The 13,946-nt window shown below is 54.3% G+C and carries 10 protein-coding genes; 9 read left to right on the plus strand and 1 reads right to left on the minus strand.

Translation table 11 applies throughout. The annotated features are described in order from the left end of the window. The first annotated feature begins 704 nt into the window (after positions 1 to 704). The 4 genes from AB7S84_RS06005 to AB7S84_RS06020 all read left to right on the plus strand — a co-directional run bounded on the left by AB7S84_RS06005 (position 705) and on the right by AB7S84_RS06020 (position 4,234). Positions 705 to 1,088, plus strand: a complete 384-nt coding sequence (locus AB7S84_RS06005) for a hypothetical protein (protein WP_020876253.1) — start codon at positions 705 to 707, stop codon at positions 1,086 to 1,088. A 380-nt stretch (positions 1,089 to 1,468) separates the two neighbouring features. Beyond that, positions 1,469 to 2,314: a rubredoxin-like domain-containing protein gene (locus AB7S84_RS06010; RefSeq protein WP_428153413.1), complete on the plus strand. Its 846-nt coding sequence runs from the start codon at positions 1,469 to 1,471 to the stop codon at positions 2,312 to 2,314. Between the two features lie 15 nt (positions 2,315 to 2,329). Next, positions 2,330 to 3,436, plus strand: a complete 1,107-nt coding sequence (locus tag AB7S84_RS06015) for a DUF362 domain-containing protein (RefSeq protein WP_428153416.1) — start codon at positions 2,330 to 2,332, stop codon at positions 3,434 to 3,436. A gap of 495 nt (positions 3,437 to 3,931) precedes the next feature. Further along, positions 3,932 to 4,234, plus strand: a complete 303-nt coding sequence (locus tag AB7S84_RS06020) for a DUF3783 domain-containing protein (protein WP_428153418.1) — start codon at positions 3,932 to 3,934, stop codon at positions 4,232 to 4,234. Between the two features lie 72 nt (positions 4,235 to 4,306). Here the strand turns inward: AB7S84_RS06020 and AB7S84_RS06025 are convergent, their stop codons facing one another. Further along, positions 4,307 to 4,579 carry a hypothetical protein gene (locus AB7S84_RS06025; RefSeq protein ID WP_020876249.1) on the minus strand — a complete coding sequence of 91 codons (273 nt, stop codon included), beginning with the start codon at positions 4,577 to 4,579 and terminating at the stop codon, positions 4,307 to 4,309. Positions 4,580 to 5,206: 627 nt separating this feature from the next. Here AB7S84_RS06025 and AB7S84_RS06030 point away from each other — a divergent pair. The 5 genes from AB7S84_RS06030 to AB7S84_RS06050 all read left to right on the plus strand — a co-directional run bounded on the left by AB7S84_RS06030 (position 5,207) and on the right by AB7S84_RS06050 (position 13,896). Continuing rightward, entirely contained in the window at positions 5,207 to 5,734 is a 528-nt protein-coding gene (locus AB7S84_RS06030; RefSeq protein WP_428153421.1) for a MarR family winged helix-turn-helix transcriptional regulator, read from the plus strand. A gap of 350 nt (positions 5,735 to 6,084) precedes the next feature. Then, the gene (locus AB7S84_RS06035) at positions 6,085 to 8,040 is read left to right on the plus strand and encodes an alpha-amylase family glycosyl hydrolase (protein ID WP_428153423.1); all 1,956 of its coding nucleotides are present in this window, start codon (positions 6,085 to 6,087) and stop codon (positions 8,038 to 8,040) included. A gap of 380 nt (positions 8,041 to 8,420) precedes the next feature. Beyond that, a complete protein-coding gene (locus tag AB7S84_RS06040; RefSeq protein ID WP_020876246.1) occupies positions 8,421 to 9,326 on the plus strand; it encodes a carbohydrate kinase family protein in 906 nt (301 codons plus the stop codon). Next, a complete protein-coding gene (locus tag AB7S84_RS06045; RefSeq protein ID WP_020876245.1) occupies positions 9,323 to 11,494 on the plus strand; it encodes an HAD-IIB family hydrolase in 2,172 nt (723 codons plus the stop codon). The genes AB7S84_RS06040 and AB7S84_RS06045 overlap by 4 nt, the downstream gene beginning before the upstream one ends. Positions 11,495 to 11,496: 2 nt before the next feature. Continuing rightward, positions 11,497 to 13,896 (plus strand): sucrose synthase, encoded by a 2,400-nt coding sequence (locus tag AB7S84_RS06050; protein ID WP_020876244.1) that lies wholly within the window; start codon positions 11,497 to 11,499, stop codon positions 13,894 to 13,896. Positions 13,897 to 13,946 lie beyond the last annotated feature (50 nt).

Below are 13,946 nucleotides of genomic sequence, written 5' to 3' on the forward strand. Positions count from 1 at the left end.
CGCCGCAACAACATGAATCGTGCATCGCGGATATCGTAATATTCGCGCTTGGACTCAGGTCTGGACCCGACCCACGGCCACCCCTTTTCCGACCTCGATATATTCGCAACTCAACTTTCGACTTTCATGATGGTGACCGGATAGAGACTGAAGGCCGAAGGCTGAAGACTGAAGGGGGATAAGCACTCCCGTTTGTTACGGGGACATTCCTCCAACCTTCAGCCTTAACTTTCGGTTTTCAATATGGTGACCGGATAGATACGGCCTGTGAAAGTCGAAAGTCGAGTTCGTAAAACGTCGCTTCAGCACGATTTGAACACAAAATATAGCGACTATATTCTTGATCAACCACATCATAATGTGGTTATAACCACAGCTTCTGACTTTTTGCGAACGCTTTGGCATTATACCTTGACATAAATTATAAGGTTGTGTTAAGTGAATTTCATATTTTTTAAATAGACAATATTCACTAAATATTGTTCAGGCCCAAAAAGCGAAAGCCGCAATTTTCGTCTAATCCTCCCTCAAACGCGATCCTCGGGCCTTCTGTTGCAATGTCAAAACCACAATACGGCGGTTCACCCATCAGCGTTCGACCCTCAACGGAAAGGAGGTGAAATTGTAAGGCCCTGCCGAGGTTTTCGTGAAAGGCAATTATCGAAGCATTCCCATCACTTTTTTTTAAGCAAAGGAGTTCAGGAATGAAAAAATTTGCACTTCCGGCCATGGTATTCGTGTTCGGCTTATGCCTCTCCATCACTGTCTTCGCCGCCGACAAGGAAGCGATTCAAAAGAATGTCGACGGCATTGTGGCCGCCATCGACGGTGGAAAAGCAGCTGCGGATTTCAAGGCCAATGATTACGAGCCTTATGTCTTCATCATGGAAGAAAACGGCAATCTGATCGTCCATCCCTCCCTGACCGGCCAGAGTCTCAAGGAAAAAGCCGAGCCGGTTTACAATGCCATCATCAAGGCAACCCCCGAAGGCATCTGGGTCGACTATGAATGGCAGGGTGCGATGAAGCATTCCTATGTCAGGAAGACCGGCGGCAACCTCATCGTAGGCAGCGGCTACTCAGATTGAGCCCCGACCGAGGCTATGCTTCGCAACAAAGCGTAGGCCTTTCGCGTCCTCTAAAAACCCCGTGACATATCAACCCAACGGCATCGCCTCAAAGGCGATGCCCGGCCCGAAACATCATCACGCAATTCGACACACAGCTCCCGCCGAATCCCCTCGCCTAAAAAGCTCTTGAGAATCCTCGCTTTATCGGATATGAGTTATAGAATTTTGGATCATTCACGGTCTCGCAAAAAATCACAATTTATTGTTATGACCACATTATAATGCTGTTGACCCAAAATATAATCGTTGCAGGCGTGTCAAAATTTTGCTGAAGCGACTTGTTACGATTGCGCCAATCATTGACCGCGATATTTAAATTGAGACAGGAGAGCTACATCATGAAGAAGTGGGTCTGCACGGTATGCGGGTATATTCATGTGGGAGATGAGCCCCCGGATACGTGTCCGGTTTGCGGCGCCGACAAAAGCATGTTCGAAGAGGTTAAGGAAGCGGCGATCGATTCGATGGCGCCGGAGCCGACAATCCCGGCCCCGTCGACCGATGCGACAACGAGCGCAGTGAACGGCAAATGGGAGTGCACCGTTTGCGGAACCCTGGACGACGGCGACAATCCGCCGGCGGAATGCCCGGTCTGCGGCGCCGATCAGAGCCTGTTCAATCGCATCGGCGAAACGGCCGCCGGAGCCTCCCAGCCAGGAAAACCCAAGATTCCAGAGGCGCCTCGCCATGGCGGTTCCGCGACAGATCCCCGGTCGGTAGACCTGGGCCCCGAGCCCGCGTCTTTCAAGGCCCGCCTGCACCACCGGGTCATCGCCCAGATACTGAAACACCATGTGCATCCGGTTTCCGTCCACATCCCCAACGGCGTCATTCCCTTTTCCGTCCTGTTCGTCATGCTGGCAGCCGCATTCGACTGCCGGGCACTCGAGATTGCGGCCCAGTGCAACATGATCTTCGTGGTTCTTACCATGCCCATCGTGCTCTATTCGGGCTATGTGGAATGGCAGAAACGCTATAAAGGGTTCCCCGGCAACCGCTTCATCGCCAAAATTGTCGCCGCGGCGGTCGTGACGGTCTCCGCGGTCGCAGTGATCGTCTGGTGGTGGATCGATCCGGCCGTTGTCCAGCACAAGCCGGGAAGTTTCATCCTGGTCAACCTCATCATGCTTTTCGCCGCCGCGGTTGCCGGGCTGATCGGCGGGAAATTAGTGTTCAGGGACTAGAAAGGGAGGTCAACCATGACAAGCACGGTCCACTTCATGGATCTGAGAGCCAACCCGAAAGAAAACCTTTATGCCAAGTTAGGTCGACTGATGGAAGCGGCCGGGATCGCCAGGATCTTTTCGAGGCGGGATATCGTAGCCGTGAAACTCCATTTCGGGGAAATGGGTAATACCGCCTTTATTCGACCCGTATTCCTTCGCCGCATCGTCGAGGCGGTAAAAGCGCATGGCGGCAATCCCTTTTTGACCGACGCCAACACCCTTTACGCCGGAACCCGCGGCAACGCCGCAGACCACCTCAACACCGCCGTCCGCAACGGTTTTTCCTATGCGGTGGTCGACGCACCGCTGATTATCGCAGACGGTCTCCGGGGAAAGAGCGAAACAGCAGTCGCCATCAACCGCAAACGTTTCACTGAGGTGTTTGTTGCCAACGAGATCGCCCAGGCCGATGCACTGATATCGGTAGCCCATTTCAAGGGGCACGAGCTTGCCGGGTTCGGCGGCGCCATCAAGAACATCGGCATGGGATGTGCTTCCCGTCGGGGAAAATTAGCCCAGCATTCCACTGTTTCCCCGCAGATCTCCGAGGACAAATGCGTTGGCTGCGGCGACTGCACCGAACACTGCTCCCAGGGCGCCCTCACGATAGTGGATGACAAGGCCGTTCTTGACGAAAGCAAGTGTATCGGTTGCGGCGAATGCATTCTCATCTGCCCCAACGGCGCCATCGCCATCCAATGGGACCAGGCCATCCCTGTTTTCCTCGAAAACATGGTGGAATACACCGAAGGGGTACTCAAACATAAGGCCCAGAAATCCCTGTTCCTCAATTTCATTACGAGCGTATCGCCGGCCTGCGACTGCTGCGATCACAACGATACGCCCATCGTTCGCGATATCGGTATCCTGGCCGCCCGGGATCCCGTAGCCATCGATCAGGCTTCGGCGGATCTCGTGAATCGGGAAAACGCCCTTCCCGGCTCAAGTCTTACCACCCACCATAAGGCTGGGGAAGACAAATTCAAAGGCCTGTACCCCAATGTGGATTGGCCTATCCAGTTGGCCTACGCCGAAGAGATCGGCCTTGGAACCCGTCAATACAATCTCGTGAAAATATAACACCCTTTTATTAGTAACGTTTACAATGTCGACCCTAAAGAGATGATTTCAGGAGACGACAGCGCCCTTTGAGCAGTGAGTTTTCAGTACCGCTTAACCCTACAACAAAACTTAATCCATTAACCATTTGAATTAATTTTATTAATCTGAATTTGTAATAAATTTTTAAAATAGGTTGTTCTGTTTGAATTCAATGAATTAACTTTATGAATAGCGTTTTATGGTCAACGCCACAACGACTTTTTCCTATTTAACCACTTTATTTTATTGATGTCCGAAAGAGGTAAGCGCGGAAACGGCATGTTTCGAGTCTCCCCTTTCGGCACTCAACCGCTAACCTTTAAAGCTATAGTTAGGAGGGACGACGTGAGTGACGGCACTTTTCAAGCGGTGGGCAACTCCGACGAACGTATGTTCGGCCCAAGAAAAATCATTGTTTGTGGATTTTCTCCTGCCGATCAGAATGATTTCAGAAAAATGACGGCAGAGCTGGGTATGAATGATATATCCGTGATTTCGGCCGGGGCCGGACAGGCGTCCGCGACCCTCGGGGAGGTTGTCGACATGCCCGACGGAACAGGGCATGGAGAGGCATCGGAACTTGACCGGACGGTAATTCTATCGGGGCTGACGGAAAATGAACTCGGTGATGTTATGATGGGATATCGGCGGCTCGGGCAGCCGAGAGCGCTCTGGGCCGCACTCACGGAAAGTTCAATCGAATGGACCTTGTCCGCGCTGATAAAAGATCTGGTTGCGGAAAGGGAGGCGCTTCAAAAAAAATACCCCATTCAGTGACGCATCTTCGGAGTTCATCAACCGCCCCTGCCGGTGAAGCCGGCCGGGGCGAAAAGGTCCGGCCGATGAGCGTCAGGAACGATTGTCCGTTTTCAGCCGCTTTAACCCTCTGATCACCAGCGGCGCCTGCTGTATGGTCTCCTCTATTTCGCCGATGCGGCGCTTGATGCGGGCGATCTGGGTGTGGTTATCCTCTCCAAGTGCCGCACGAGCCATACTGTCCCCCAGTTTGTCCTGAAGGTGAAGCAGCCCCTTGTGAGCGTTTTCCAGTTCTTTCCGTATCTCGTGCAAAACAACGTCGATCTCTTTTTCCTGAGTCGGATTCGATGTAAATTCTGTTTCCATAATCTCCTTTCAGTTAGAAAAGGTTGTTTGCCGCCGTCCGTCCCCGCGTTCCATCAATCAAAACAGCCCGACAACCAGGCCTGAACCCCTGCGGGCGCACGCGTCACCGATCCAACCTATACAGGTCGACGAAAGGCGCTTCCCCGACGCAGAGAATGTTTCTCACCGGGCTTCACGGCAAAAGACCTCGAGCCCGTCAGATGCTGTTATATCGGAGGTGGATCGTGGGCAGATGAAACGGGGGCGGGTACCGTTTTCGGTTGAACGGCGACCCTTCAACCATCATTTCCGTGTTTCATGGATGTACCGTGCCGGAAAAGACTATCCTGTGAGATACGTTCTTTCGGCTCAAATCATTCTGAAATCACGGAATGAACATATTGTGAAATAATTTAGTTGAAAATCAGCATGATACAGGCTCATACCGCTATACCCATCCATCATATCAATATAATATATAATGCATTGAAAATATTGTCAAGGGCAGGATACCTGCCGAAAATATTTCTGAACAGGTTGATCGCCTGTTTTTCCTGGGCTATAAGGGGGTCTCAACTTCCGGCACCGGCATATGGACACCGAAAGTTGAAAGGAGGTATTATCATTTTTGGAGGAAAATCGCTTTCCATGAACTCAAACAGACATATCCGTCATCCGTCCGACGACAAGATCACCGACCAGGTCCTGCTTGCCATCCGCCAGATCACCCAGGCCATCGACCTTCATTCACGATACCTGGCCAAACACTATGGCCTGACCGGGCCGCAACTCATCATTTTGAAAGAGATCGGTAAAAACGGAGAAATGACGGTGGGGGAATTGGCCAAAGCCATCAGCCTGAGCCAGTCCACCGTAACCGGAATCCTCGCCCGCCTCGAAAACCGGGGGATGATCGTTCGCCACAAAAGCCTTGAGGACCGTCGGGCCGTGAATGTCGATCTCACCGACACCTGCCGACGGTTTCTGGCCGAAGCACCGCCGCCGCTGCAAGACCGGTTCCTGATCGCCTTCAACAACCTCGACAGCTGGGAACAGTTGATGATCCTGAGTGCGCTTCAGCGCATCGTCCAACTCATGAATGCCGAAGCCATCGATGCCGTGCCGATTCTGGCCGGCGGCCCCATCGACCTGCCGGACTCGCCCGGAGAAGCGTGACGAGACACATCACGGTCGGAATGGTTGAATCCTCATCCAATCAAACCGATACCGGTGCCGGCTTGAGATGAAAGGGTTCGTCATTTTCTTTTTGAAACCCATCGGGATTTGACGGCTCATCAATGGGACCTTGACAGAATTGGTCCATTGCGTAAGCTTTAACTCAACCCGAGTCTGATGATGTTGAACGAAAAGCGGTGATGTCGGGGGACCGATTCACCCTTGAGACGAGAGTTTTAATCGGAAACCGCCAACGGTGTCGAACCCCATCCTGCGATTCGGGGAAATCGGCACGACGCCGCGGCGATACGGTCTATCGGGGAAAGCCCCGAGACGCTATAGGAGACCCCATGGCATCAGAATGGACAGAACGCCATGCCGAACGATCACTGAAGAGAATAGTGCCCCGGCTCCGAAAGAACCTGAAAACCGAGATCTCCGGAGCTCCCGAAGAATGGAATCAATTTGAAATCCGTCTGCATCGAGAGTTTCACGGGCTTTTTCAAATTCTGGTGGAACTCTATGGCGGGCATTACGATTTCTTTTACCACCTGGAAGCACTACTGGCCGCGGCAGCCGAAAGCTGGATGGAGCGATCCAAAGACCTCAAGGCTCTCGATGCCGCGCGGGAGGCTCGTCCGGACTGGTTCCACACCCAGGAGATGGTCGGCGGTGTCCTCTATGTCGACCTTTTCAGCGACAACCTGGCAGGTCTCAGCGATCATATCGATTATTTCAAGGAGTTGGGCCTCACTTATCTTCATCTGATGCCCATTTTCGCCGTTCCGCACGGCAACAGCGACGGGGGTTATGCCGTGAGCGACTATCGAGCCGTCAACCCCCAGATCGGCACCATGGAACAGCTCGCCGAAGTGGCTACCCGGTTGCGTCGGGAAGGCATCAGCCTGGTGCTCGACTTTGTCTTCAACCACACCTCCGACGAACACGCCTGGGCCCGTGCCGCCGTCGCGGGAGATCCGGAATATCAGGAGTATTATCATATCTTTCCGGACAGAACCCTGCCCGAACAATACGAACAACACCTGCGGGACATCTTCCCCACCATTCGCAAGGGAAGTTTCACCTGGCACGAGGGCATGAGGAAATGGGTCTGGACGACCTTTAACAGCTTTCAGTGGGACCTCAACTATGCCAATCCCGCGGTCTTTCGGGCCATGGTGGAAGAGATGCTGTTTCTGGCCAACACGGGGGTGGAAGTGCTTCGATTGGATGCCGTGGCTTTCATCTGGAAACGCCTGGGGACGGACTGTGAGAACCTGCCCGAAGCCCACAAAATCATCCGAGCATTCAACAGCGTGGCCCGGTTGGCGGCACCGTCCCTGCTCTTCAAGTCCGAGGCCATCGTCCACCCCGATGAAGTGATCCGCTATATCGACGCCAGGGAGTGCCGGCTCTCCTATAACCCCATGCTCATGGCACTGCTATGGGAAGCACTGGCCACCCGAAGGTGCGGGCTCCTCGAGCTGGCCATGCACAATCGCAGCCGCATTCCCGACGATTGCGCGTGGGTCAATTACCTCCGGTGCCACGACGACATCGGCTGGACCTTCGACGACAGCGACGCTCGCAGCCTGGGCATCGATCCGACCGCCCACCGGCGTTTCCTCAACGAGTTTTATACCGGCCAGTTTCCAGGGTCCTTTGCCAGGGGGCTGCCCTTCCAGTTCAATCCGGCCAACGGGGATCTCAGGATCTCGGGAACGCTCGCCTCTCTGGCCGGTTTAGAACAGGCGGTTCAGGCGGAGGATCCGGTCCTCATCGACATGGCGGTTCGGCGAATCATCCTGCTGCGCAGCATCGTGATGAGCATCGGCGGCATTCCCCTGATCTACCTGGGAGAGGAATGGGGGCTTCTGAACGACTATTCCTTCGCCAGCGACGAAACCAAGGCCGGCGACAGCCGATGGGTCCACCGGCTCAAGACCCGCTGGGCCGAGATGGCCTCCTGGAAAACCCCTCAAACCCTTGAACGGCGTATCTACGATGAAATTGCAAGGCTCATCCGCCTTCGAAAACAACTGAAAGCCCTTTACAACGGTGGAATGGAGGTCATCAGCACCCAGAATCCTCACCTTTTGGGCTATGTCCGCCAGAAAAACGGGCAGCGGCTTCTGGTGATCAACAATTTTTCCGAGCATCCTCAGACCATGGGGGAGAACCGACTGCGGCTTTACGGCCTGGGATACCGGTTCATCGACCATATCACCGGTAAGGAACGGTCGGCCCGGGAGCCGCTCCAGGTCGATCCATACCAGTTTCTATGGTTGGAAAATCAGGCCTCATAGAGGTTATGTCGCGATCCCGCAGCGTTGTTCGCGACGGTTTGTGCACCCGTCTATAGGATATTGCAAGGATATTGCAGGATATTGTATCCAAAAATCCGCGGCCGGCCGCAACGCTATGAGCGCCGGGAGGGATTCGTCATCGGCTGTTCAACACCAATGTCACGTTTATGTCACGTTTTCGAGGCTCGGATACATATTTTGAAATTCTTCATTTGAAAAGTTCTCTCACAACAGGTATAGTGAAAGCCATTATCTTGAAAAGCTTCAAAAATTTTAAACTCCCCTGTCTTTACCGCAGCCGTGCCGGAAGAGTGGCGGTTCAACACGCCATTCGTTGCCGGTAACACAACCGTGCATCCACAACGCCAGGAGGGCCATAGATGATACTCCCTGTAGGAGAAATTCTGTTTGACCACTTTCCAGACGGCAAACGCCTGGGGGGTGCACCCTTCAATTTCGCCGCGCACCTGAAAGCCTTTGGACTTCCCGTGACGTTCATCACCCGTGTGGGAATGGATGATGACGGCAATGCCGTCCTCGACGCACTCGCCCGCCGCGGATTCGACATCGATATCATTCAGCGGGATGCACACCACGCCACCGGGCGAGTCACCGTAAGCCTGGACGACCACGGCGTTCCGGAGTTCACCATCGTTCCCGACGTCGCATACGATTATCTGGCCTACAGTGATGCCGTAGCCGCCGCCGTTGCCCAGGGGCCTGAAATGATCTATTACGGCACCTTGATCCAGCGGTCTGAAACCGCATCCGCCACCGTCATGAAAATTCTCGAAAACCGCCCGCCTTCCACACGATGCTTCTGCGATCTCAATCTCAGGAAGAATTGCTACGATCAGAACAGCATCACCAAATCCCTGGTTCATTGCGACATTCTCAAACTCAGTGAGGCGGAACTTTCGATCCTCAAAAACCAGTTCAACGTCCAGACCGTCGACAAGCTTTTTATCGACGATCTCATGCACAACTTCGCCATTGAATGGGTCAGCCTGACCAGCGGCCCCCGAGGTTCAACCCTGTTTACCGGGGACGGGGTCTTTTCCGCGGAACCGTCCGTATCGGAAAACGTGGTGGACACGGTGGGAGCAGGCGACGCGTACGCCGCCGTCCTCGCGGCCGGATACCTCCGGGGCTGGGAACCGGCCCGGATTTTGAGGCGTGCGACCCGGTTCGCCGGTGCCCTCTGCGGCCTTTCCGGAGCCATACCCGAGGATATGGTCTTCTACCGCCCCTTTCTGAATTGGATGAACGACGGAGGTGAATCATGAGCCAGGGACTCTATTTTCAACTCTTCAGCATCCACGGTCTTCTGCGCCATGAAGCCATGGAACTGGGCCGGGACGCCGACACCGGCGGACAAATCAAGTACGTGGTGGAACTGGCCGAAACCCTCAGCCGTCACAAAAAGGTCGCCCAGGTCGATCTGTTTACGCGCCTCATCGCCGACAAACGCGTGTCCGCCGATTACAGTCAGCCGGTAACGCAGGTCTCCGACAAATGTCGCATCGTCCGGATTCAATGCGGCGGTAAAAAATACATGCGAAAGGAGCTCCTCTGGCCGCATCTGGACGAGTATATCGACAAAACCATCCAGTTCATCAAACGAGAAGGCCGTCATCCCGACATCGTCCACGGACATTACCCCGATGCCGGCTATGTCGCCATCACCCTTTCAGAGTATTTCGGCACCCCCTTGATCTACACGGGTCACTCCCTGGGCCATCCAAAGAAAAAACGGTTATTAAATGAGGGCATGCGTCCCGAAGAGATCCAGAAAAAGCTTTTCATCGATCACCGCATCGCCGTGGAGGAGGAGATTCTCAGGAACGCGGATCTCGTCGTCACCAGCACCAGCCAGGAGGTGGAACAGCAGTACGGCATGTACCGGAACCGGGATCTGGCACGATACGCCGTCATCCCTCCGGGGATCAACCTTGAGCATTTTTACCCCTACTATCGGAACATGCTGCCCTCGGTACAAAGAAAAGAGGAAAGCCTCATGGCTTATGGGGGCGTGATGGAGGAGCTCAACCGCTTTTTCATCTTTCCGGACAAGCCCCTCATCCTCGCGCTCTGCCGGGCGGACAAGCGCAAGAACATCGCCGGACTCATCAAGGCTTACGGCACCGACAGAGATCTTCAGGCCATGGCCAACCTGGCCATCTTCGCGGGAATTCGCAAGAACATTCAAGAGATGGGGGAGAACGAAAAGGAGGTCCTCACCGACATGCTCCTTCAGATGGATCGCTACGATCTCTACGGCAAGATGGCCATCCCTAAAAAACACGACTTCACTTACGAAGTCCCGGAGCTCTATCGCATCACCGCCGAACGGAAGGGAGTTTTCGTCAATTGCGCCCTGGTGGAACCCTTCGGGCTTACGCTCATCGAGGCATCCTCGTGCGGGGTGCCTATCGTGGCCACCAATGACGGCGGGCCGCGGGACATCGTCCGCAACTGTAAAAACGGTATTCTGGTGGACCCCAAGGATGTCAAGGCCATCAGCAACGCCATCAAGCGCATCATCGCAGACCACGACCTCTGGCGCAATTTTTCCGACAGCGGCATCAAGGGGGTCCAACAGCACTACAGCTGGGATGCCCATGTCGAAAAATATCTAAAGAGAATCGAAGTCTTCGATCGATTCGGCGGCCGGGAGGTCTTCAAGCGATCAGCCCAGAATCCGGTGGGCGAACGGCTGATCCGGCTGGAATTTCTGGTCATCACGGACATCGACCACACCCTGATGGGAGACGATGCCGCCCTTCATGAGTTACTCGATCTGCTGGAAACCCACAAGGATCGCATTGGATTCGGCGTGGCCACAGGACGCTCCATCACCTCGACTCAGGCCCTCTTCGAGCGCAAGGGGCTGGCGCTCCCCGAGATACTCATTACCTCGGTGGGATCGGAAATCTACTACCGATCCGATGCGTTTACGGACAAAGGCTGGCAGCGCCACATCTCCAAATGGTGGGATCGGAAAAAAATCGAAAACCTCCTGACATCCCTTGACTTCCTCGAGCTTCAGGAACGCGAGCATCAGCTCCCCTTCAAGTTGAGCTACTACATGTCGCCGAAAAATAATCGCATTGCCAAAATCAACGCCATCCTCAACCACAACAAATGCCACTGCACCGTCATCTATTCGCATGACAAGTACCTCGATATCCTGCCCCACAGGGCCTCCAAGGGAAAGGCCGTCCGCTACCTCAGCTACAAATGGGATATCCCGCTTCAAAACATCATCGTCTGCGGGGATTCGGGCAACGACCAGGAGATGCTCGTCGGCAGCGCCATGGGAGTAGTGGTGGGCAACTACGCTCAGGAACTCGAAACCCTGAAGGGAAAACGGCGAATCTATTTTTCCCCTGAAAACTATGCGGCCGGAATTATCGATGGGTTACACCACTACGGCCTTATCAGCAGGAGTTGATGATGACATCACTTTTAGATCGACTGATACCGGAGCAGGAGCAGAAGGATTTCAAAGAGTTCATCCTCATTCTGTTCGACGTGGATCACAAGTATCTGCTCAGAAATGATATCCTTTTGAAATTCAAAGCGGTTTTCGAGGACCGGGACAAGGTGTTTCTCACCGGCTCGACAATGGCGCGTTTTCTGAATCAGATCCCGGAGATGTTCGCCATTGACGGGACGATTCTGATTCTGCATCGCTATGCCATCGCCAAATATCGATTTTATCAAACCAACCGCCACTGCGAATTCATGGAGGAGATCTCCACGGCAGCTTACCTCAGACAGAAAGACCGCTGCGTCATGGATAAAGATGCCTGGCGCCGCCAAGCGCCTCTGGTCATCGACTTCATGCCTTTCCACGACTATTCGCCTTCCATGCGGGACAGCAAGAGTATCGGGAACGGCATCCGGTTTCTCAACAAACACCTTTCCAGCAGCCTCTTCCAGGCATCCGAGGAATGGGGAATCAAACTTTTCAATTTCATCAAACTCCACAAAATCAACGGCAACCCGCTTCTGGTGAACGGCAATATCCTGAGCAGCATCCCGGAATTCATGGAGGAACTGGGGAAAGCCATCGACTGGCTGGGCAATCAGCCTCCGGAAACCCCCTACCACGAATTCGAAGGTTACCTGAAAAAACGGGGATTCGAGGAAGGATGGGGTCACAACGTGGCCCGGGCTCGGGAAACGATGTCGCTTGTTTACGACCTCTTCAACGAGCCCGAGAGCGATCTCCTCGAACGCTTCGTTTCCCGTATTCCCATGATCTCCAAGATCGCCGTCATCTCTCCCCACGGATGGTTCGGCCAGGAGAACGTCCTGGGCCGCCCCGACACCGGTGGTCAGGTCATTTATATCCTCGATCAGGTTCGGGCACTGGAAAACCATATGATCCAGCGATTCCACCTGGCGGGCATCCACGTCATGCCAAAAATCATTGTCTTGACCCGCCTGATTCCCGAGGCGGAAGGCACCACCTGCGACCACCGCATCGAAAAGATCCACGGCACCCAGAACTGCTGGATCCTCCGTCTGCCCTTCCGGGACGCGAGCATGGCAACGGTGCGACACTGGATCTCCCGGTTCGACATCTGGCCCTATCTCGATCGTTTTGCCTATGATGCCCGGCGGGAGCTGGTCAGCGAATTCGAAGGCCGCCCCGATCTCATTATCGGCAATTACTCCGACGGCAACCTGGTGGCGAGCCTTTTGTCGGACCGGCTGGACGTTATCCAATGCACTATCGCCCACGCTCTGGAAAAGACCAAGTACCTGTTTTCCGATCTTTACTGGGAGCAGATGGAGCCGGATTACAACTTCTCCCTCCAATTCACCGCGGACATGATCGCCATGAACAAGTCCGATTTCGTCATCACCAGCACCTACCAGGAGATTGCCGGCACCGACACCACGGTGGGGCAATATGAATCCTACCAGTTTTTCACCCTGCCCGGGCTCTATCAGGCTGTGGGAGGCGTCAACCTGTTCAATCCGAAATTCAATATCGTTCCGCCGGGGGTCGATGAAAACAATTATTTCCCCTACACCGAAAAAGACCGCCGGGTGGAGGGCCCTAAGCTTCATTGGAAGAAGCGCCTTTTCACCGACGACGCTCCAGACATCGTCGGGCATCTCGAGGATCCTGAAAAGCCGCCCATCTTCACCATGGCGCGGCTGGACAAGATCAAGAACATCACCGGGCTCATCGAGGCCTTTGGCGGACACCCGAAGCTGCGGGAACACTGCAACCTCATCCTGGCGGCCGGCACCACGCGGGTCGAAGAATCCCGGGACCGGGAAGAGAAGGAGCAGATCCAAAAAGCCCATGCGCTCATCGAAAACCTCGATCTTGGCGGTCTGGTGCGATGGCTGCCCAGCGTTGAAAAAAGCGAGACCGGCGAGGTTTATCGGCTTATCGCCGACCAGGGCGGCATCTTCGTTCAGCCGGCGCTGTTCGAAGCCTTCGGACTGACCATCCTTGAGGCCATGCTTTCGGGGTTGCCGACCTTCGGCCCCGAATTCGGGGGACCGTCGGAGATCATCGAGGACTGCCGATGCGGATTCCTGATGAATACCAGCAAACCGGAACTCATCGCCGAAGCCGTCTGGAAATTTTTCGAGACTTGCCGGGAGGACGGAGAACATTGGAAGAAGATCTCCGATGCCGGCATTCGAAGGGTCCGGGAACATTTCACATGGAAACTCTATTCCGAAAAACTTCTGAACCTCACCAATCTCTATGGATTCTGGCGTTACAGCGCGGCCGAAGAAGGGATGGTCAAGATGGACCGGTACTGTGACATTATCTATCACCTGCTGCTCAAGGAAAGGGCCGAGAAAGGGCTGCCGGGTTGAATCCATAACACACGTGGTTTTCCAGGGATTCCGAAGAATCATGGGGTCTC

Source organism: Desulfococcus sp., from assembly GCF_050178255.1.
Lineage (GTDB): Bacteria > Desulfobacterota > Desulfobacteria > Desulfobacterales > Desulfococcaceae > Desulfococcus > Desulfococcus multivorans.

Coding starts and splice junctions, on each gene's coding strand:
- AB7S84_RS06005 (WP_020876253.1), top strand. CDS start 705: ATGAAAAAATTTGCACTTCCGGCCATGGTATTCGTGTTCGGCTTATGC.
- AB7S84_RS06020 (WP_428153418.1), top strand. CDS start 3,932: ATGAATGATATATCCGTGATTTCGGCCGGGGCCGGACAGGCGTCCGCG.
- AB7S84_RS06025 (WP_020876249.1), bottom strand. CDS start 4,579: ATGGAAACAGAATTTACATCGAATCCGACTCAGGAAAAAGAGATCGAC.
- AB7S84_RS06010 (WP_428153413.1), top strand. CDS start 1,469: ATGAAGAAGTGGGTCTGCACGGTATGCGGGTATATTCATGTGGGAGAT.
- AB7S84_RS06015 (WP_428153416.1), top strand. CDS start 2,330: ATGACAAGCACGGTCCACTTCATGGATCTGAGAGCCAACCCGAAAGAA.
- AB7S84_RS06030 (WP_428153421.1), top strand. CDS start 5,207: ATGAACTCAAACAGACATATCCGTCATCCGTCCGACGACAAGATCACC.
- AB7S84_RS06050 (WP_020876244.1), top strand. CDS start 11,497: ATGACATCACTTTTAGATCGACTGATACCGGAGCAGGAGCAGAAGGAT.
- AB7S84_RS06045 (WP_020876245.1), top strand. CDS start 9,323: ATGAGCCAGGGACTCTATTTTCAACTCTTCAGCATCCACGGTCTTCTG.
- AB7S84_RS06040 (WP_020876246.1), top strand. CDS start 8,421: ATGATACTCCCTGTAGGAGAAATTCTGTTTGACCACTTTCCAGACGGC.
- AB7S84_RS06035 (WP_428153423.1), top strand. CDS start 6,085: ATGGCATCAGAATGGACAGAACGCCATGCCGAACGATCACTGAAGAGA.